Below are 19,409 nucleotides of genomic sequence, written 5' to 3'. Positions count from 1 at the left end.
TTAGCGACCGCTACGCTCGTCGCGTGCATGCCGAACCCCACCTGCCGCTCCCGGCTGAGCTGCCGCTGGTCGATGAGCCGGGCGGTACCGACGTCGACCTGAAGACGCAGATCGTCCGGTTCACCCTGACCGGCGGCCTGTCGGCGATCGTCGACTTCGGGCTGTACAGCCTGCTGTTCAACCTGATCGGGCTGCCGCGCGAGGTCGCCAAGTCGCTCAGCTTCATCGTCGGCACCACGACGGCCTACCTGATCAATCGCCGCTGGACCTTCCAGGCGGCGCCGAGCCGAGCCAGGTTCGTCGCCGTCGTGATCCTCTACGCGGTCACCTTCGCCGTTCAGGTCGGTATCAACGCGGTGCTCTACGACGCACTGCCCGACGCCGCCTGGCGTCAGCTGCTCGCCTTCGTCATCGCCCAGGGCACGGCCACCGTCATCAACTTCGTCGTCCAACGCCTGGTGATCTTCAAGATCCACTGACACCGGTTGGTCAGCGCGGGACCAGCGCCGCGGTCCGGTCGCCGGTGTCGGCTTTGGCGCCGAAGTAGTCGCCGCCCTTGGCGCGGACGTTGTCGGTGCCCCAGTCGCGGCGCTCGCGGTCGGCGGGCACCAGGTGCGGAATGTGCTTGCGGCAGTGGATGTATGCCTCTTCGATGTCGACGACGACCCAGCGTTCGGCGGTGCGGCCCTTGACGTTCTCCGGCAGGCCGGGAGTCGCGTTGCGCAGGGTGGCGTCGGGGATGATCCGAGCCGAGCCGTTGATGTGCAGGCCGATCAGATCGCGCACGAAATCGATGAGCAGGATGCCGACGTGCGGGTTCTCCAGGATGTTGCCCAGGCTGGCCAGCACGCCGTTGCCCCGGTATTCGGGGTACGCGATCGTGCGTTCGTCGATGACGTGCAGAAAGCCGGGCTCGCCTGCGCGGAAGCTCGAATCGCATTCGCCGTGCTTGTCCGAGGTGGCGATGAAGGCCATCTCCATCCGGCCGATGAATTCGATCATCGTGGGATTCAGCTGTGCCAGCACCTGGTCGTGATAGAAGCGCGCGGCTCTTTCCTGCGTGCCGAACCGATCCTGTAGCTCGTGCTCACCGTCGCTGCCGCACTGATCACCGGGCATCTTCGCCACCCTCTGGTTGCCGGAGTCCGGATCCTTCGAGGGTCGACTTTGCGCCCGCGACTAAACCGAAATCCTGTCCATTTTAGTCCGTTTCGGCCTGGCAAAACTACGAAATCAACGTTGAGAATGCACCGAATGCGTAGTTAGCGCAAGGGTTTCCGTGCCTCGGCTACAAGCCGACCGGCCGGGATGATTGGCGTGCTCGGCCGGGTCGGAGCGCCCCGCGTCACACCGGGTTCAGTGTCACCGGGACGCCGTTGAAGACGGCGTTGCCCGACGGCACATCGACCATCGAATCATCGGTCAGCACATTGGCGTTGACTCCGGCATGCGCCTTGGCGACCGTCTGCGTGCTGTCGGCATGCCCCCAGCCGTGCGGCAGGCTCACCACCCCGGGCATGATCGTCTCGGTCGGCTCCAGCGGCACCGTCAGCATCCCCGCGGCCGACTTCACCACCGCGTGCTCGCCGAGCCCGAGCCGCGCCACATCGACCGGATTGATGTGCAGCGTACAGCGATTGGACCCGCTCACCAGCTGTCCGATGTTGTGCATCCAGCTGTTGTTCGACCGCAGCTGGCGCCGTCCGATCAACACCACGTCCGGCGCGATATCGGCGAGGCGGGCCCGCATCCTGGCCACGTCGTCGAGTAGCGGCGCAGGGGCGAGTTCCACCCGCTTCGACTCGGTCCGCAGCGCGCCGGGTAGCTTCGGCCGCAACGGTCCGAGGTCGATGCCGTGCGGATTGTCAAGCAGCGCTTGCAGATTCAGCGTTCCGCCGGTCCACTCGCCGTACGGGCCGAGGCGAAGCATCATGTCGATGCGCTGCTCGGTGGTGTCCCTGCCGACCAATTCGTCACGCCGGTCGGCCATTCCGGCCTTCTGTAGGGTGCCCGCGATGATCAGTTCATCGACGCCGGTGAGCGGGTCGATCCCGTCCGCGCTCTCGTGCGGCATGCCGGAGACCGCTGCGGCGAGGCGCGCAAGCACCGCCGATTCCGAGGGCCGATCGCCGAGCGGGACCAGCGGACGGGAGTAGCGCGCGTAGTTGTGCACCGCGAACTGCAGCAGAGCGAAGTCGTAGTGCGGCGACTGCACCGGCCGCGGCGGCGGCAGGATCACGTCGGCGTGCCTGGTGGTTTCGTTGCGATAGCGGTCGACGCTCACCATGAAGTCGAGTTGCGCGAAGGCCGCGTCGAGGCGGGCGCCGCTCGGCGCGGACAGCACCGGGTTTCCGGCGACCGTCACCAGCGCGCGGATCTGTCCCTCGCCCGGGGTGAGGATCTCGTCGGCCAGCGTCGCGACCGGCAATTCGCCCATCGCCTCTGGCAATTCGCGGACCCGGCTTGTCCAGCGCCCGAGCCGGAACGGCCTGCTGCGGGTGACGCCCGCCGCCGCGGTGGCGAACATCGCGCCGCCTGGGGAGTCCAGGTTGCCGGTCAGCGCGTTGATCGCGTCGACGAGCCACTGCGTGATGGTGCCGAATTCCGCTGTGCAGGTACCCATCCTGGCGTACACCGCCGCGGTCGGCGCGGCGGCGAGCTCGCGGGCCAGCCGAATCACCGTCGCCGCTGGCACGCCGGTGCGCAACGCCACCGAGTCCGGGCTGAATGCCGCTGCGGCCGTACGCAGTTCGTCGAGACCGGCGACCTCGACCCGAACGTCGGTGAGCTGCTCGGCGAACAGCGTGTGCACGATGCCGAACAACAGATACGCGTCGCTGCCCGGCCGGATGAACAGGTGCTCATCGGCCAGCTTCGCGGTGCGGGTGACGCGCGGGTCGACCACGACGAATCGGCCGCCCCTGCGCTGCAAGGCCTTCAACCGGCCGGGGAAATCCGGTGCGGTGCACAGCGATCCGTTCGACTCGAGCGGGTTCGCGCCGAGCATCAGCAGGTAGTCGGTGCGATCCAGGTCCGGCACCGGCACGGTCAGCGGATCGCCGAACATCAGCCCGCTCGCCACCTGTTTCGGCATCTGGTCGGCGGTACTTGCTGAGAAGATGTTTTTCGTACCCAACGCGCGCAGCAGCACGGGTACATACAGCGCGCCGGCGACGGTGTGTGCGTTCGGGTTGCCCACATATGCTGCGGCGGATTGTTTTCCGTATTCGGCGATTACCGAGGGGAAACGTTCGGCGATGAGATCGAATGCCTCGTTCCATGAGGCGGTGCGCCAGGTATCGGTCGCTCGATCTCGAATCAGCGGCTCGGTCACCCGGTCGGGATCCTCATCAAGATGGCCGAAACTCGCCCCCTTGGGGCAGAGAAAGCCCTTGCTGAAGGGATCCTGTTTATCGCCACGCACCGAGGTCACATGGTCATCGGCATCGAGGGTGATTTCGAGTCCGCACACGGCCTCGCACAGCGGGCAGGTGCGCAACAAGTTGCGAGATTCCGTGACATCGGCCATGCCCCATCCTCCCGCGCGATCGCTGATCTGAGAAGAGAACGAGCGATATGCGGTGGGGTGGCAACGACCGGTACCTGCGACGGCCGGCCAACGACAAAACGACCGATACCGCAGCGCCGAGGTTGTCGGCGCTGGTCGGGTATCGGTCGTGGTGGCCGGGCTGTGCGTATCAGCCCGGCCGTCGTTCAGTACCTCAGCAGGCGACGCTGGTGAGCGCCGAGCGCTTGCGTGCGGTGGCGGCCCGGACGGCCGCGCTGATCGCGACTACCGGCGGGACCCAGCGGGCCTCGGCGGGTGCGACGCTCCAGCAGGCCGAGCCGGCCGAGAGCTGGGTCGGCGGCAGCGGGACGCCCGCGCCGTCGGTGTACACGATGGCGCCGGCCGCGGTCAGCGCCTCGAGCGCCATCGCGGCCTTGCGGACGCCGGTGACCAAGTGGATCTCGCGACGCTCTGCGCCGGGCAGTTCGATGACCGGGCCGGACAGGTTGTTCGCCCGCAGGAAGCGGCGAACCTCGCCGGCCAGCTCGCCGCTGACCTCGATGGCGGAAAGGTCGTCATCGGTGATCAGGCAGAGACCGTTGGCCGTTTCTGCGACCGTCCATCCGCGCTGGGTGTAGTCCTGCGCAGCGGCGGTCATTGCGGCCGCCGAGACGGAAGTCGGAAACGTGGTGCGCACTGTTCTCTCCATTCCCCGGTAGATCTGGGTCCTGCATCTTCATGGGGCGTATCGGTGCCGGACATCCGGAGCGTTACGCGATCTTCAAAACTTCTTTAGGACTGTTGGCTACGTCTCTTTCAGATGAGCTTGAAAGCTAATTGCTATGACGTTGCTCGAACTACTCTGGTCTTGTTGTCCCGCCGCTACTTTCGGCCGCTGACCTGTTCTTTCGCTGTGCCGTTCCTGCGAGGCTGCTGTGGATGGTGGGACTCGTGTGGTCTACACAACGTCCCGGCTGGCCCGGATGTGGGATTACAGGGAGGATTTCGAGCATGAGTGATGAGTCCAACGGCACCGGCAGGGGAACTCCGCTGCCGGACCCGGAGGAGTATGAAGCCGAATCGCGGTGGATCACTTGGAAGGAGTCGGCGGCGCGCCGGTTCTCCCGCACCACCCCGGTCGCGGACGAGCAACCGCCGGAACCGTTCGAGAGTCCGCGCGCCTTCGGGCAGTGGAGCGTCGAGGCGGCGCGCGGTCTGCTCGATGTGCAGTTCCGCCGCACGGCGACGCGCACGCTGCTGCCGCTGGTCTACATGCTCGGGCTGGTGTTCGCCTTCGCGGTGCCGATCGCGCTGACAGTGTCGCTGTGGCGGGTCTCGGCGGTGCTCGGGGTGCTCGCGGCGCTGATCGGGGTTCCGCTCGGGTTGACCATCGCGGCCGCGGTGCGTCTCATCCTGGAATTCCTGGCGAACGCGTCCCGCCTGGCGACCAGGATGGAGCACATCAGCGAGCTGGCCGACGATCTGTTCCAGGCGCTGTCCGATGTCGCCGAGCCGGTCAACCAGCTCTCCGAAGACGTTCGCGCGGTGCAGTTCTGGCGTTTCCGCAAGGGCGGCTCGCGCAGGTAGTTGGCGCCGAACCGCGCTCGTCAAACATGTTTGGCGTCGTGAGGCCATCGGCCTAGCTGAGCCACTGATCGTGACCTATGTCCGATTTGCTGTGAAACAATGCTGTTTGGATGCCGGGATACCGAACCGGGCATCTGGTTAGGGATGGTCGCGAGGGCGAATCCGCGTGGGTTCTGGAGTGCGGCCGGTGCACGGCAACGAGGGGGGAACACCTATGGCTTTACCGCAGGGGACGACTGGATCGACTATGCCGAGGCGCCAGCTCGGACGCCAGCTGCGCGATCTGCGCAACCGGGCGAGGATGACGACCAGGACGGCGGCCCAGCAGCTGGAGTGGTCGGAGGCCAAGATCTGGCGGATCGAGACCGGGCAGACCTCGCTGCGCAGCCTCGATGTGGAGGCGATGTGCAAGGTGTACGGCGCGCCCTCCGACCTGATCGGTCCGCTCACGGCGTTGGCGCGCGAGACCAAGGCTCGTGGCTGGTGGACCGCGTACGGCGACGTGATCGCCGAGGGTTTCGAGGTCTACATCGGCCTGGAGGAGGCCGCCGCCCGGCTGTCGACCTACGAGAACGAGCTGGTGCCCGGCCTGTTGCAGACCGAGGCCTACACCCGCGCGATGCTGATCGCGGCGCGGCCCGAGATGCCTGTCGGCGAGCTCGATCGCCGGGTGCAGCTGCGCATGGCGCGGCAGGCGTTGGTCACCCGTGCCGATTCGCCGTTGCACCTCGACGCGGTGATCAGCGAGGCGGTGCTGTGGCGGCGCATCGGCGGTGCCGAGGTGGCCGCCGCGCAGCTGGAACATCTGCGGCACATGTGCGACCTGCCCAACGTCCGAATCCGGGTGGTGCCACCGGATTCCGGCTATCACGACGGCATGGATTCGGGCCGGTTCGTGCTGCTCGAGTTCCCCGAGTTGCGGGTCGGCGAGCAGCCGGAGCCGCCGGTTGTCTACGTCGAGGCGTTCACCGGACCGGTGTACCTGGACAAAGAGAACGAAATCGACCGGTACCGAAAGGCTTTCGCGAGCATTGGGTCGGTGGCGGTGGACGCGCGCGAAGGCATCGAGGAAGCGCGCGGCAGCTGTACGGTCTGAGCCGCGGCTCCGTTACGTGGCCGAGCGACCTTGGGCCTCAGCACTTTTGGCCGGGCGTACCCCAGGTCTCGCTCAGCACGGAGCGATGGGTCGGCAGCGCCCGTTCGTAGACCTCGCGACCCTTCTCGGTGAGGCAGACGAACACGGCGCGACGATCGTCGGTGCACATGGTGCGTGACACAAGTCCATCGCGCTCGAGCCGTGCCACCGCACGTGAGAGCGCGCTCTGACTCAGGTAGATGTCGTTGGCCAGATCGCTCATTCGATAGTCGCCGCAGTTGGCGTCGACCAGCCGGTCCAGCGTCTCGAACTCGCTGAGTCCGATCTCGTGCTGTCCCTGTAGCGCTTTTTCCAGTGCGCAACTCACCGTCGCGTGCCGGTCGAGCAGCTCACGCCACTCGCCAATCAGCCCGGTCGGCGCGACGGTGCGCCGGGCTGTCTCGATTGCCGACGGGTTCGACATGGCCCCATCCTAGTGCTCCTCGATGGTCTATGCAACTGCATTAAATGTGTTGGCATTTAATGCGTGCGCATGTAACGTACCCCGCATGACTTCACCAGCAACCCTGGCGGCCGCTTCCGCGACCGATCCGACCAGATGGACTACCCGCCTTTGGGGCATGCTGATCACGCTGTGCATCGTGCTGTTCCTCGACGGCCTCGACGTTTCGATGATCGGTGTGGCGCTGCCGTCCATCGGCAACGAACTCGATCTCTCGACCTCAACCCTGCAGTGGCTGGTGAGCGGTTACATCCTCGGCTACGGCGGCCTGCTGCTGCTCGGTGGCCGCACGGCCGACCTGTTCGGACGCCGCAAGGTCTTCCTCATCGCGCTGGCGATCTTCGCCGTCGCCTCGCTCGCGGGCGGTCTGGTCAGCTCAGGCCCGCTGCTGATCCTCACCCGTTTCGTCAAGGGCCTCGCCGCCGCGTTCACCGCGCCGACCGGCCTGTCGATCATCACCACCAACTTCGCTGAGGGCCCGGCCCGCAACAAGGCGCTGTCCATCTACACCGTGTTCGGTGCCGGTGGTTACTCGTCCGGCCTGCTGTTCGGTGGCCTGATGACCGGTGTCGGCTGGCGCTGGACCTTCCTGCTGCCGGTTCCGATCGCGTTGGCCGCGTTGGCCGCCGCGTGGGTGCTCGTGCCGAAGGACAAGCCCGCCGAGGGCGGCGGTCACGATCTGTTCGGCGCGCTGCTGTCCACCTCCGCCATGCTGCTGCTGGTCTACACCGTCGTCACAGCGCCGGAGGCCGGGTGGGCCTCGGCCCGCACGCTCGGCTCGTTCGCCGCGGTGCTTGTTCTGTTCGCCGGGTTCATCGCGGTGGAGAAGCGGGTCAAGCACCCGCTGGTCCGGCTGGGCATCCTGCGTAAGGTGTCGCTGGTTCGGGCCAGCCTTGCCATCGTCGCGGTGGCCGGTTCCTACTTCAGCTGGCAGTTCATCGTGACCCTGTACATGCAGGACACCCTTGGCTGGTCGCCGCTGAAGCTGTCGATGGCGCTGCTGCCGGTTGGTCTGATGGTCGCGCTGTCCGCGGTGTTCTCCGACAAGCTGGTCGACCGGTTCGGCACCGGACCGATCATCGGCATCACCATGGCCGTGATGGCCGTCGGCTATCTGTTGTTCCTGCGGCTCGATACCGCGCCGTCGTACTGGACGATGCTGCTGCCCGCGATCATGCTGATCGGCATCGGCTGGGTTGGCTTCCCCGCCATCAACATTCAGGCGACCAACGGGATCGACGACGACGAACAGGGTCTCGCGGCGGGCGTGCTGCAGACCTCGATGCAGGTCGGTGCGGCCATCGTGCTCGCGGTGACCACCGCGATCATCGCGTCGGGCACCCACGGTGAGACCTCGCCCACCGCGATGCTCGACACCTACCGACCCGCCCTGATGTTCGCCGCCGCTGTCTCGATTGTCGGTGCGCTGGTTGCCCTTTCGGCCTTCTTCGGGAAGCGCAACAAGGTGGCGGCCGAGGTGACTCCTGACCCGGAGCTCGAACTCGTCGGCTGACCCTCGCCGTATAAAAGCCGACCGGCGCTACCGAAGGGTGGCGCCGGTCGGCTTTTCCCGTTGTTCAGGAGAAAGGCGGTGCCGCAGTGTCTTTGGCCGACCGGATGAAGGTCAGCGGGCGGCCGTCGCGGTCGACCGTCGGCCACTCGATGCCGAGTCGCGGGTCGAAAGCGTCGATGTCCCTGTCGAATTCGGGTGTGTACTCGAGCGAGCACAGGTAGGTGACGGTCGAGTTGTCGGCCAGCGAGAGGATCGCGTGCCCGAGACCCTCGGACAGGAACATCGAGCGCCGGTCGACATCGTCGAGCAGCACGCTGTCCCAGCGCCCGTAGGTCGGCGAGCCGGGACGCAGATCGACGACCACGTCGAGAAACGCGCCGCGCACACAGGTTACGTACTTCGCCTGCCCCGGCGGATCCTCGGTGTAGTGGATGCCACGCAGCACGCCGGCCGCCGAGACGGACAGGTTCACCTGCCGCAGATCGAACGGCCTGCCCGTCACCTTCTCGAACTCCGAAGCCTTGAAGCCCTCGAGGAACATGCCGCGCCCGTCGCCGAGCTGGCGCGGGGTGATCACCCAGGCTCCGGGCACGGAAAGCTCCCTGAACTCCACGTTCACCAGTCCCGGCCGCGTTCGAGGATATCGAGCAGGTAGTTCCCGTAGCCCGAACGGACGAGCGGCGCGGCGAGCTCGGCCAGCTGTTCGTCGTCGATATAGCCCATCCGCCAGGCGACCTCCTCGGGCACGCCGATCTTGAGGCCCTGCCGTTCTTCGATGGTGCGCACGTAGTTGGCCGCGTCGAGCAGCGAATCGAAGGTGCCGGTGTCGAGCCACGCGGTGCCGCGGGCGAGCACGTCGACCCGGAGCCGATCCTGTTCCAGGTAGGCCCGGTTGATATCGCTGATCTCGTATTCGCCGCGCGCGGAAGGCCGCAGCGTGCGGGCGATCTCGACCACGTCGTTGTCGTAGAAGTACAGCCCGGGGATGGCGTAGTTCGAGCGCGGGGTCTTCGGCTTCTCCTCGATGGACACCGCGCGTCCGTCGGTGAACTCGACGACGCCGTAGGCGGTCGGATCCGACACCCGGTAGGCGAACACCGCGCCGCCATCGATCTCGGCGAAGCGGTCGAGGCTGGTGCCGAGACCGGGGCCGTGAAAGATGTTGTCGCCGAGCACCAGTGCCGCGTTGTCGGTGCCGATGTGGTCGGCGCCGAGCACGAAGGCGCGGGCAAGGCCGTCCGGCTCGGGCTGCACCACATAGCTGATCGAGACGCCGAACTGCGCGCCGTCGCCGAGCAGCCGCCCGAACGCGTCGGCGTCCTCCGGCGTGGTGATGACGAGGATGTCGCGAATCCCGGCGAGCATCAGGGTGGACAGCGGGTAGTAGACCATCGGCTTGTCGTAGACCGGGACGAGCTGCTTGCTCACCCCGCGCGTGATCGGATGCAACCGGGAACCGGTGCCACCCGCCAAGATAATGCCCCGCATGCCGAGGAGTCTGCCATTTCCGGTCGCACTCGGCGTCGGCGAGGTTCCGAGTGCTCGTCGAATTGATTACGGAATCGGCATTCACGGTTTCGCGAGCCGCCGATTCGGTGATTCTGTTGCTTAGGTCACACAACGCATGGTGTTCTGAAACGACACTATGTGAGATGTCAGCGCCGACAGCTCGCCTGGGACCGCTCGGTCGTGAACTCGGCGCGCCAGTTGGTGAGGTAGGTGCGCGATGGCAGCGACCAGCGTCGGCGAGCCCGGCAATGTGATGAACCCGGAAAATCTGAGTGCGCCCGCGCGCCTGGTGCTTGCCGCCTGCCTCGGCGTGGTCCGGCCGGCCCTGCGCGCCGCGCCGATCACCCGCGCGACCATCCCGATCGGCGCGATGGCGATCGACACGCTGGCCAGGCTGCGGCCGGAGCCGCGCGGCATCGATCGGGAGCAGGTGTCGCTCAATGGTTTCCGGATGGAGATCCTGCGCCCGGCGGGCGCGGCACGAGCACTGCGGCACGGTGCCCTGCTGTACATGCACGGGGGCGGATTCGCGGTATGTGGACTCCGTACCCACCGGCCGGTCGCGGCGAGCCTGGCGCGGCGCACGGGGCTGCCCGTGGTGAACGTCGACTATCGGCAGCTGCCGAACAAGCGCATCACCAATTCGATCGACGACTGCCTCACCGCCTACCGCTGGCTGCTTCGCCACGGCGCGGACCCGAGCCGGATCGTCTTCGCCGGTGATTCGGCGGGCGGGTACCTGAGCTTCGCCACCGCGTTGCGCGCGATCGAGGTCGGCCTGCCCGCGCCCGCCGGGCTGGTCGGATTGAGCCCGCTGCTCGATCTGGACTACGCGGCCAAGCGAACTCACGTCAATGTCCGCAAGGATCCGTACATCCCGCTGCTCGCGCTGGAGGCGGTGGTCCGGATCGGCGCGGAGATCGACGGCAAGCTCGATCCGCTGCTGTCCCCGGTCAACGGGCTACTGGCGGGCCTGCCGCCGGTGCTGCTGATCGCGGCCGAGGACGAGGTGCTGCGTTATGACTGCGAGCTGATGGCGCAGCGGCTCACCGCGGCGGGCGTGCCGAACGCGGTGGAGCTGTGGCGCGGCCAGGTGCACGCGTTCATGAGCATCGCGCCGAACCTGCCGGAGAGCAGGGCGGCGCTGGCCAGGGTGTCGCGCTTTGTCCGTGCTCGGATCGAGGAGGGCCAGCAGGCGCGGACCGCGTAACCGGTCCGCCCTGTCCAGGCGAGCCCCGTTCCGCTTGTGGCCGGGACGGGGCTCGCGCATGCCGGGACAGCGACGGCCGCACAAGATTTCGATCGGCAAGGCCGAATCCGCTTGGCCGAGAAAGGCGGAGCTGCCTGGATAACGAAAACCCCGCCCGGCCAGCGGCCGAGCGGGGTTCTGTGGCGTATTCGGTTGTGCGCGTTGCCTACTTGGCGGGCGCGGGCGCGGGAACCGACGGCTGCGCGAGCGTGGCGAAGTACTGGATCGCCGCACCGATCGCGACCGGGGCGGTCACCAGGATCTGGCCCGCGACGGTGCCGAGGGCGCCGACCGCGATGATGCCGCCGAGGCAGCCGATGGCAGCGGCCGGGATGAACGGGCCGAACATGCCGACGATGGTGGCCGACGCCGCGGTGGCACCGAGGATGCCGCCGAGCACGCAACCGACGGCAGCGCCGCCGAGACCACCCACGAGGGTGCCGATGGTGGCACCCATCGAGATGGTGCTGGTCATCCGGCTCCAGGCCGCCTGCTCACGGTCGTAATCGGACTTCCACGGCGCCTTGTCCTCGAACGGAAGGGCAACCGGCTTGTAGGTCGCCTTGTCCATCTCGAACTGCGGGGTCAGCGTCGCGGTGTTACCGGAGATGTTGGCCGCGATCGGGTACTCGAACTCGTCGACGCGGAACTTCAGCGGGGTGCCCGCGACCGTGGTGCCGTTGGCGGCCTTGATCTTGAACACGCCGTCTTCGATGACCATCGAGCCCGCATCGGTCTTGATGATGGAGGTCGAGTCGACGGCCTGGGCGGTGAAGTTGATGGCCTCGTCGCCCTGGGGCGCGGGCGCCGCGTTGACGGTGCCAGCGGTGACACCGAGCGCGGCGATAAGTAGGGCCGAGGTAGCGGCAAACTTCTTGGCAATCATGGTTTTAGGTCCTCATCCAGGTGCTTTTGGCAGGGGGGTGGGGGCCGGAAACTGAGGTCGCAAACTATCAGTAACTCGGCGGGGCTCGAGGAAGCCCGCTCGACACAGGGTCGGGCGGGCTCCTGGCTCGTCTTTTTCAGTTGTGCGAATTCAGTTGTGTGTCGTGCGAATTCAGTTGTGTAAGAGAGCTTCTCGACGTTACTTCGGCGCGGTGAACGGGCCGGAGGTGGTCGCGAAGTACTGGATGGCCGCACCGATGGCGACCGGGGCGGTGATCAGCAGCTGGCCCGCGACGGTGCCGAGCGCGCCGACGGCGATGATGCCGCCGAGGCAGCCGACGGCCGCGGCCGGGATGAACGGGCCGAACATGCCGACGATGGTGGCAGCGGCGGCGGTGGCACCGAGGATGCCGCCGAGCACGCAACCGACGGCAGCGCCGCCGAGGCCACCGACCAGGGTGCCGATGGTGGCGCCCATCGCGATGGTGTCCTTCATGCGGTTGAACGCGGCCTGCTCGCGGTCGAACTCGCTCTTCCACGGAGCCTTGTCCTCGAAGGGCAGGGCGACCGGCTTGTAGACCGCCTTGTCCATCTCGAACTGCGGGGTCAGCGTCGCGGAGTTGCCGGAGATGTCGGCCGCGATCGGGAACATGAAGTCATCGACCCGGAACTTCAGGTCGGTGCCCGCGAGGGTGGTGCCGTTGGCGGCCTTGATCTTGAAGGCGCCGTCCTCGACGACCATGGAGCCCGCGTCGGTCGAGACGATGGTCTGGGTAGGGGTGGAGCTCGCCGTGAAGTTGACGGCTCCTTGGTCGGCCTCGGGGGCCGGAGCCGCGTTGACGGTGCCAGCGGTCACGCCAAGAGCGGCGATCAGCAGCGCCGAAGTCGCGGCGAATTTCCTCATCAGCATTTTGTTGAGAACCTCGATAGGAAGCGTTCGGAGGGGACTAGACGATCGAAATCTAGACCAGCTAACGCGTGGTGAACCGGTTGTGACCTTTTATTCAAATTTTGTTCACCAAAGAGACCCATGGCATGGTGGGGTTGCGGAAATATGCACGCCTGCCGGGGTTTTGGGCCGCGAAGCAGACTGGGCGTCCTATATCTCTCCGAGAGTATGAGACCAAGGTCACAGATCGCAACTATGGCGTATGGGCCGAGATCGCCTGCCGTTGCGCCGAATCCGCCTTCGCGCACCCGCCGACGTAGAGTCATGGCGTGCGATTGCTTGTGACCGGCGGAGCCGGATTCATCGGAGCCAACTTCGTCAAGCAGACCATTGTCGACCGTCCCGACACCACCGTAACGGTTCTGGACGCGTTGACCTATGCGGGAAATCGCGCCTCGCTCGACCCGGTGGCCGACCGCATCGATTTCGTGCACGGCGATATCGCCGATCTGGATCTGGTCGACGAGCTCGTCAGCGGTGTCGACGCGGTGGTGCATTTCGCCGCCGAATCACACAACGACAACTCGCTGGCCGAGCCGTGGCCGTTCGTGCAGACCAATATCGTCGGCACCTATTCGCTACTGCAGGCCGTGCGCCGCTACGACGTGCGCTACCACCACGTGTCCACCGACGAGGTGTACGGCGATCTCACGCCCGACGAGCCCGCGTTCACCGAGCGCACCCCGTACAACCCGTCGAGCCCGTACTCGGCCACCAAGGCGTCCAGTGACCTGCTGGTGCGCGCCTGGACCCGCTCGTTCGGCGTCCGCGCGACCCTGTCCAACTGCAGCAACAACTACGGGCCCTATCAGCACGTGGAGAAGTTCATCCCGCGTCAGATCACCAATCTCATCGACGGTGTCCGGCCGCGGCTCTACGGCGCGGGCCATCAGGTGCGCGACTGGATCCACGTCGACGATCACAACCGCGCGGTGTGGGACATCCTGGAGCGCGGGCGGATCGGGCAGACCTACCTGATCGGCGCCGAGGGCGAGCTCGACAACAAGTCGGTGGTGCGAATGATCCTGGAGGCGTTCGACCGCGACCCGGACGACTTCGACCACGTCACCGACCGGCCAGGCCACGACCAGCGCTATGCGATCGACGCGACGCTACTGCGCACCGAACTCGGCTGGGCCCCGCGCTACGCCGATTTCCGCGCCGGCCTCGCCGCGACCGTCCAGTGGTACCGGGACAACGAAACCTGGTGGCGCCCATACAAAGCCAGCACCGAGCGCGCCTACGTGGCCGCGGGCGAGCAGACCCTCAACTAGCCGCACCCCTTCAAGCGTGCGGCTGTGGTTCAGCCCCAGACGATGTCGTAGTACTTCCAGGCCGCGCCGATCAATGCGATGACGGTGGCGACGATGACGGTGACCGCAGGGCCGAGCGTCGGGGTGCGACCGGCAATGTTGGTCAGCCGCAACGGCATCCAGCGCAGCAGCACCGCGAACGCGACGATCGCCAGCGGCACGAAGTAGCGGCCCTGCACGCCGTCGATGATGTAGTAGCCGACCGGCGAGAACGACATGTACAGCGTCACATAGATCATCGCCACGCTGGCCGCGACGGTCAGCGCGACAAGCAGGGTGCGCCGGAAGGTGGCGGCGTTCATCCGATCGGCGATACCGATGCTCACCGCGAACGCGAACAGGCAGGCCAGCATCGTCAGCGCGGGAACGTCGATGTAGGCGAAGCCGAGCTCGCCGAAGAACTGGCTGAACCACCGCTCGTCGCGCAGCGCGATGCTCTCGCCGAACACGTTGATGAAATGGCCTGGGTCGGTGAGGATTCCGCGCAGCTGCTCGCCCGGCTTCACCGAATGCCACTGGTGTTCCGGCCGCATCAGGCCCATGCCGTCGCCGGTGGGCGACGCGATCTTCATCCAGACGGCGAAGACCAGGCCGCCCAATGCCGCGAAGGCCAACGGGATTCCGCGCTTCCAGCCGGTGAATCCGAGCCGGTCCGCGGGTACCACCACCACGAGCATCGCGAGCAGCACGTAGGTCGGCTTGCTCACCGGCAGCAGGATCGTCGCGGCGAGCAGCGCACCGGTTTCCACCCGGCCGAGCCGGTCGCCGAGGAACAGCGCCTTCACCAGCAGCGCCGACACCATGATGGCCAGCGCATTGGTCATCGTGTCCGCGGTGACGGTGCCCGCCTGGAACACCGCGATCGGCAGCACCGCGACGGTGAACGCCAGCCACTGCACCCGATGCTTGCGCAGCGCGTACAGGCCGAAGCCGACCACGGTCAGGTAGGCGAGCAGTCCGGCGACCCTGGTCAGCTCGATGGTGCCGCCGACGTCGAGGCCGAACAGCTCGGCCGCCCGAATGCCAATGGCGGCAGGGATATACGGCACCGGCGAGTAGGCGGCGGTATTGGTGAACCAGACGGGTTCTGTGGTGTCGGATACCGCGGCGCCGCCGAGCCGGTCGTATCCGGCGGGATCCTCGACCATCGAGCCCGGCTCTTCCGGATTGGTCGTGTAGTCGCGCAGCGCGTAGCCCATCAGCGCGGTGATGCTGGTCGGCACGTCACCGCCGTAGGCGACGCCGCGATCGTCGTGGATCTTGTGCGGCAGCAGTCCGCCGTGCGCGACCTGGTAGGCCCTGCCGAACTGGGTGATCTCGTCGTGGCCCCAGAAGGCGGGTGTGAGCACCGTGAACAGGCCGCCGAAGATCGCGACGAGCACCGTGAAGGCGATCGTCGCCCCGCCGAGACGCGCCACGATCCGGCTGCCGAGATCGCGCGCCGATCCGGTCGACGTGCGCTCAGTAGTCTTGTCCGGCAATGACTTCGGAGTTCCATTGGCCGACGCTGGCGCCGGGTCGGCCAGCGTCTGAGCCGAATTCGAGCCGTTGTCCTCGGTAGTGGCGGTCACGGCCTGTCTCCGCCGGTGCGGGCGTCACCGCCGTTGCCGTTCGGATGGAAGTCGTCCGCGCTCACCGCGGAGTAGCGCAGGTACACCAGCCGTGCGGCCTCGTGCCGCGAGCGCCGGATGCCGTCCAGGATCAGGCCCGCCGTCCACGCCAGGCTGCCGAGCAGCAGCAGCGTGAAGGCGAGGAACAGCGTCGGGAAACGCGGCACCGTGCCCGTGTTGTAGAACTCGACGACGATCGGGATGCTGAGGATGATCGAGACCAGCCAGCTCAGCGTGCCGAACAGGCCGTAGAACATGACCGGCCGCTCGTGCCTGGCCAGGCCGATGATCAGCGCGAGGATCTTGAGCCCGTCGTGATAGGTGCGCAGCTTGCTCTCGCTGCCCGCAGGGCGGTCGCGGAAATCGACGGGCACCGCGGTCCTCGGCACCCGAAGATGCAGCGAGTGCACGGTCAGCTCGGTCTCGATCTCGAACTCGCGGGAGACGGCGGGGAAGCTCTTCACGAACCGGCGGGAGAACACCCGGAAGCCGCTCAGCATGTCTTCGACGTTCTCGCCGAACACCTTGCCGACCACACCGTTGAGCACCTTGTTGCCGGTCTCGTGGCCTGCCCGGTACGCCGAGCCGCTCTCGTCCTGCCTGCGCACGCCGAGCACGTGATCGTAGGGGCCGTCGAGCAGGGTCTTGATCATCAGCGGCGCGGCCGACGCCTCATAGGTGTCGTCGCCGTCGATCATCAGATAGACATCGGCCTCGATGTCGGCGAAGGCGCGGCGGACCACGTTGCCCTTGCCCTTGGTGGACTCGTGGCGCACGATCGCACCGGCCGCGCGGGCGCGTTCGGCCGTCTGGTCCGTGCTCAGATTGTCGTAGACGTAAACGACGATCCCCGGCACAGCGGCCTGTAGGTCGGCGACGACCTTGGCGACGGACGCTTCTTCGTTGTGGCACGGCACCACGGCGGCAATACGAAGCTCGGTGGAGTCCACCCGGGTCAATCCTCGCGATCGGTGGTGAATGTGGGAACACCGGGAGGGTACAGGGAACTCACAGTGGACGCGTGGCCGACCTCACCGCGTCGACGGGGGAATTTCCGGTCGAGCCATGCCGCGCGCGGGCTGCGGTACCGTCGGGCCGTGCCAACCAGTGAGTCGACCGCGCGGACGGGCGAGACCGTGCCGCCCGTCGAGGGATCGATCGTCCGCAAGGTGCTCACCGCGCTGCGGCAGGGCAGCGCGTTCCTGGTGGTCGGGGCGATCGGCTTCCTAGTGGACGCGGGCACCTACAACCTCCTGGTCTTCTGGGGCGGCGAGGGTCTGCTCTATCACTACCCATTGCCCGCCAAGATCATCGCGATCGCGGTGGCAACGGTGGTCACCTATTTCGGTAACAAGTGGTGGACGTTCGCGCACAAGAAGACCGACAACCCCGGGCGCGAATACCTTCTGTACGCGGTCTTCAATATCGTCGCGATCGGCCTGCAACTGGGTTGCCTAGGCTTCTCCCGGTACGTGCTCCACCTGTCCTCACCGCTGTCGGACAACATCTCCGGCACGCTCATCGGCCAGATCGTGGCCGTGATCTTCCGCTACTGGGCCTACGACAAGTTCGTCTTCATCGGCGCGCGCGAGAGCGGCGACGCGGCCGCTACCGGCGCGCCAGCGAACGATCAGCAACAGTAAAAGACACGGCGGCACCACGGCTGAGCAGGCAGCTAGCCACGGTGGTTGATATCCTCACCCCCGCCGCGAACGGCATCCAGGGGCAGTCTGTCCCGTCCGGCACGATAACGATTTCGAGGACTTCATGGATCAGTCGGCTACCCAGGCCGTTACCGAAACGAACGATCGAGCGCCGGCCGTTGACGCCCCGGCCTCGCTGCGCGCCGACCACCAGGCCCCGGATCGGCTGGTGTTGCAGCGCGGCATCTTCACCGGTCCGTCGGCGAAGGTGAGCGACGAGCTGTACGCCGTTGTCAAGGGTCGCGCGCATCGGGAACGCCAGGCGCTGCGGCTGGAGAAGGGTACGGCCGCGCACACCAACACCTACTTCGGCCGATTCGCCGCGAGCTACTGGCAGCGCTGGACCACCGTCACCGAGGTGCGGGTGGCCATGGTGCTCGACGTGACCAAGAAGGCGAGGGTCCGCCTAGTAGCCTCCGATATCGCGGGGCATCGGCGGATCATCGACACCGCGCAGGTCACCGAGAGCGGCCCGCTGACGCTCGCCGCGCCGCTGGATCAGTACGTCGACGGCGGTGCGATCTGGCTCGAATTCGACGCCATCGGCGGCGACCTCGGCATCACCGAGGTCAGCTGGACCACCGCGGCGCCGGACCACATTCGTCCCGTCGCGATCGCCATCTGCACCTTCAACCGGGCCGAGGACTGCGCGCACACAGTCGCGGCGCTGGCCTCCGACGAGGTCGTGCTCGCCGCGATCGACGCGGTGTACGTGGTCGACCAGGGCACCGACCTGGTGCAGAACCGGCCGCGCTACCAAGAGGTCGTCCCGGTCTTCGGCGACAAGCTGCGCTACATCCGTCAGCCCAATCTCGGTGGGGCCGGCGGCTTCACGCGCGGGCTCTACGAGGTGTCCGCGGCCAACGAGCACGCCGACGTCATCCTGATGGACGACGACATCCTGTGCGAGCCGGAAACGGTGTTGCGGCTCAACGCCTTCGCCAACATGACGGTGGAGCCGACCCTGGTCGGCGCGCAGATGCTGTTCCTGCTCAACCCCGACTACCTCAATGTCGGCGCCGAAGAGGTGCATCTGCAGCAGCTGCGGCACGGGCAGAAGGTGCCGAAGGCGTTGCGCAACACCAGCATGCTCAAGAAGAACCAGGAACGTCGCGTCGACGCCGGATACAACGCCTGGTGGACCTGCCTGATCCCGGCCGAGGTAGTCGCCAAGATCGGGCTGCCCGTGCCGATCTTCTTCCAGTGGGACGACGTCGAATACGGCATCCGGGCCCGCGAGAACGGGTTCGTCACGGTCACGCTGCCCAACGCGGCGGTCTGGCACGCGGACTTCTACTGGAAGGACTACGACGACTGGGCGCGCTACTTCAGCACGCGCAACTCGTTGATCGTCGGCTCGCTGCACACCGATCTGGACGCAAAGGCGATCACCCGCAAGCTGTTCCGTGAACTGGCCGAGCAGCTGGTCGCCATGCAGTACGGTCTGGTGCACACCACGTTGCAGGGCATCGAGGACTTCTTGCAGGGCCCGAAGGTGTTGCGGGACGGCGGCATCGACGCGCTGGCCGCCGCGCGCGGCACCCGTGCCGACTATCCGGAGACGATCAAGCATCCGGCCTCGACTCCGCCGGTGCGTTCCGGTGACATCCAATTACGCCGTGCCACCGGCGAACCGAGCCGTCCGGTGCTCGTGCTGATCAAGCGAGCCATCAACCAGTGGTTCGGCCGCACCCAGCACGGCGTCATCGGCGTCACCCGCGAAGACGCGTACTGGTGGCATGTTTCGCTGTTCGACCACGTGGTTGTCACCGACGCCTCACAGTCAGGCGTCCGAGTCCGGCAGCGCGACAAGGCCCGTGCCCGCCAGCTCCTGCGCCGCACCATCCACGTGCTGCGCCGCCTCCGCGACGAACTGCCCGCTCTCCAGCAGGAGTACCGCGCCGCGGTTCCGGACCTGACCAGCCGCGCCAACTGGGAACGGCTCTACGGCATCAAGCCGGAATAGGTTGCCGCGCGGGCACTTA

The 19,409-nt window shown here is 66.8% G+C and carries 18 protein-coding genes; 8 read left to right on the top strand and 10 right to left on the bottom strand.

What is annotated here, in order from left to right:
* The first annotated feature begins 23 nt into the window (after nt 1-23).
* Nucleotides 24-479, top strand: coding sequence for a GtrA family protein (locus OG203_RS24310; protein ID WP_405159578.1), 456 nt, complete (start codon nt 24-26; stop codon nt 477-479).
* Between the two features lie 10 nt (nt 480-489).
* Here the strand turns inward: OG203_RS24310 and OG203_RS24305 are convergent, their stop codons facing one another.
* From OG203_RS24305 to OG203_RS24295, 3 genes are all read right to left on the bottom strand, one after another.
* Entirely contained in the window at nt 490-1,119 is a 630-nt protein-coding gene (locus OG203_RS24305) for a pyridoxamine 5'-phosphate oxidase family protein (RefSeq protein WP_405159577.1), read from the bottom strand.
* 226 nt (nt 1,120-1,345) lie between these two features.
* Complete coding sequence (locus OG203_RS24300; RefSeq protein ID WP_405159576.1) at nt 1,346-3,529, bottom strand: molybdopterin-dependent oxidoreductase; 2,184 nt, start codon at nt 3,527-3,529, stop codon at nt 1,346-1,348.
* A gap of 193 nt (nt 3,530-3,722) precedes the next feature.
* Nucleotides 3,723-4,205, bottom strand: a complete 483-nt coding sequence (locus OG203_RS24295) for a hypothetical protein (protein WP_405159575.1) — start codon at nt 4,203-4,205, stop codon at nt 3,723-3,725.
* 314 nt (nt 4,206-4,519) lie between these two features.
* Here OG203_RS24295 and OG203_RS24290 point away from each other — a divergent pair, with 314 nt between their 5' ends.
* Together OG203_RS24290 and OG203_RS24285 are read left to right on the top strand one after the other, a co-directional pair.
* Complete coding sequence (locus OG203_RS24290; RefSeq protein ID WP_405159574.1) at nt 4,520-5,095, top strand: DUF4282 domain-containing protein; 576 nt, start codon at nt 4,520-4,522, stop codon at nt 5,093-5,095.
* A gap of 247 nt (nt 5,096-5,342) precedes the next feature.
* Nucleotides 5,343-6,191, top strand: a complete 849-nt coding sequence (locus tag OG203_RS24285; RefSeq protein ID WP_405159573.1) for a helix-turn-helix domain-containing protein — start codon at nt 5,343-5,345, stop codon at nt 6,189-6,191.
* Between the two features lie 37 nt (nt 6,192-6,228).
* Here the strand turns inward: OG203_RS24285 and OG203_RS24280 are convergent, their stop codons facing one another.
* Complete coding sequence (locus OG203_RS24280; protein ID WP_405159572.1) at nt 6,229-6,654, bottom strand: MarR family winged helix-turn-helix transcriptional regulator; 426 nt, start codon at nt 6,652-6,654, stop codon at nt 6,229-6,231.
* Between the two features lie 85 nt (nt 6,655-6,739).
* Between OG203_RS24280 and OG203_RS24275 the strand changes: the two genes are divergently transcribed.
* Nucleotides 6,740-8,206 (top strand): MFS transporter, encoded by a 1,467-nt coding sequence (locus OG203_RS24275; RefSeq protein WP_405159571.1) that lies wholly within the window; start codon nt 6,740-6,742, stop codon nt 8,204-8,206.
* 64 nt (nt 8,207-8,270) lie between these two features.
* On the opposite strand, the gene OG203_RS24270 is transcribed toward OG203_RS24275, so the two are convergent.
* Together OG203_RS24270 and rfbA are read right to left on the bottom strand one after the other, a co-directional pair.
* A complete protein-coding gene (locus OG203_RS24270) occupies nt 8,271-8,819 on the bottom strand; it encodes a dTDP-4-dehydrorhamnose 3,5-epimerase family protein (protein WP_405159570.1) in 549 nt (182 codons plus the stop codon).
* A gap of 2 nt (nt 8,820-8,821) precedes the next feature.
* Nucleotides 8,822-9,694: a glucose-1-phosphate thymidylyltransferase RfbA gene (rfbA, locus tag OG203_RS24265; protein ID WP_405159569.1), complete on the bottom strand. Its 873-nt coding sequence runs from the start codon at nt 9,692-9,694 to the stop codon at nt 8,822-8,824.
* Nucleotides 9,695-9,932: 238 nt separating this feature from the next.
* On the opposite strand from rfbA, the gene OG203_RS24260 reads away from it, so the two are divergent.
* Nucleotides 9,933-10,925, top strand: a complete 993-nt coding sequence (locus OG203_RS24260) for an alpha/beta hydrolase (RefSeq protein WP_405159568.1) — start codon at nt 9,933-9,935, stop codon at nt 10,923-10,925.
* Nucleotides 10,926-11,130: 205 nt separating this feature from the next.
* Here the strand turns inward: OG203_RS24260 and OG203_RS24255 are convergent, their stop codons facing one another.
* Nucleotides 11,131-11,850: a hypothetical protein gene (locus OG203_RS24255; RefSeq protein ID WP_405159567.1), complete on the bottom strand. Its 720-nt coding sequence runs from the start codon at nt 11,848-11,850 to the stop codon at nt 11,131-11,133.
* Between the two features lie 198 nt (nt 11,851-12,048).
* The gene (locus OG203_RS24250) at nt 12,049-12,759 is read right to left on the bottom strand and encodes a hypothetical protein (RefSeq protein ID WP_405159566.1); all 711 of its coding nucleotides are present in this window, start codon (nt 12,757-12,759) and stop codon (nt 12,049-12,051) included.
* A gap of 308 nt (nt 12,760-13,067) precedes the next feature.
* Between OG203_RS24250 and rfbB the strand changes: the two genes are divergently transcribed.
* Complete coding sequence (gene rfbB / locus OG203_RS24245) at nt 13,068-14,072, top strand: dTDP-glucose 4,6-dehydratase (RefSeq protein WP_405159565.1); 1,005 nt, start codon at nt 13,068-13,070, stop codon at nt 14,070-14,072.
* A 29-nt stretch (nt 14,073-14,101) separates the two neighbouring features.
* On the opposite strand, the gene OG203_RS24240 is transcribed toward rfbB, so the two are convergent.
* Both OG203_RS24240 and OG203_RS24235 read right to left on the bottom strand, forming a co-directional pair.
* On the bottom strand, nt 14,102-15,682 hold the full coding sequence (locus tag OG203_RS24240) for a DUF2142 domain-containing protein (RefSeq protein WP_405159564.1): 1,581 nt from the start codon (nt 15,680-15,682) through the stop codon (nt 14,102-14,104).
* A complete protein-coding gene (locus OG203_RS24235) occupies nt 15,679-16,671 on the bottom strand; it encodes a glycosyltransferase (RefSeq protein WP_405159563.1) in 993 nt (330 codons plus the stop codon). Before OG203_RS24235 ends, OG203_RS24240 begins: the two co-directional genes overlap by 4 nt.
* Nucleotides 16,672-16,818: 147 nt before the next feature.
* Between OG203_RS24235 and OG203_RS24230 the strand changes: the two genes are divergently transcribed.
* Nucleotides 16,819-17,364 (top strand): GtrA family protein, encoded by a 546-nt coding sequence (locus tag OG203_RS24230; RefSeq protein WP_405159562.1) that lies wholly within the window; start codon nt 16,819-16,821, stop codon nt 17,362-17,364.
* Between the two features lie 124 nt (nt 17,365-17,488).
* Nucleotides 17,489-19,390: a glycosyltransferase gene (locus tag OG203_RS24225; protein ID WP_405159561.1), complete on the top strand. Its 1,902-nt coding sequence runs from the start codon at nt 17,489-17,491 to the stop codon at nt 19,388-19,390.
* Nucleotides 19,391-19,409 lie beyond the last annotated feature (19 nt).

This window comes from Nocardia sp. NBC_01499 (assembly GCF_045040275.1).
Taxonomy (GTDB): Bacteria; Actinomycetota; Actinomycetes; order Mycobacteriales; family Mycobacteriaceae; genus Nocardia.
This window is presented reverse-complemented; position numbering and strand designations above follow the sequence as displayed.

Bases quoted from the DNA above. Each gene is read 5' to 3' on its own strand.
- OG203_RS24275 (WP_405159571.1), top strand. From the start codon at position 6,740: ATGACTTCACCAGCAACCCTGGCGGCCGCTTCCGCGACCGATCCGACC.
- OG203_RS24290 (WP_405159574.1), top strand. From the start codon at position 4,520: ATGAGTGATGAGTCCAACGGCACCGGCAGGGGAACTCCGCTGCCGGAC.
- OG203_RS24260 (WP_405159568.1), top strand. From the start codon at position 9,933: ATGGCAGCGACCAGCGTCGGCGAGCCCGGCAATGTGATGAACCCGGAA.
- rfbA (WP_405159569.1), bottom strand. From the start codon at position 9,694: ATGCGGGGCATTATCTTGGCGGGTGGCACCGGTTCCCGGTTGCATCCG.
- OG203_RS24255 (WP_405159567.1), bottom strand. From the start codon at position 11,850: ATGATTGCCAAGAAGTTTGCCGCTACCTCGGCCCTACTTATCGCCGCG.
- OG203_RS24225 (WP_405159561.1), top strand. From the start codon at position 17,489: ATGGATCAGTCGGCTACCCAGGCCGTTACCGAAACGAACGATCGAGCG.
- OG203_RS24300 (WP_405159576.1), bottom strand. From the start codon at position 3,529: ATGGCCGATGTCACGGAATCTCGCAACTTGTTGCGCACCTGCCCGCTG.
- OG203_RS24280 (WP_405159572.1), bottom strand. From the start codon at position 6,654: ATGTCGAACCCGTCGGCAATCGAGACAGCCCGGCGCACCGTCGCGCCG.
- OG203_RS24305 (WP_405159577.1), bottom strand. From the start codon at position 1,119: ATGCCCGGTGATCAGTGCGGCAGCGACGGTGAGCACGAGCTACAGGAT.
- OG203_RS24250 (WP_405159566.1), bottom strand. From the start codon at position 12,759: ATGCTGATGAGGAAATTCGCCGCGACTTCGGCGCTGCTGATCGCCGCT.
- OG203_RS24285 (WP_405159573.1), top strand. From the start codon at position 5,343: ATGCCGAGGCGCCAGCTCGGACGCCAGCTGCGCGATCTGCGCAACCGG.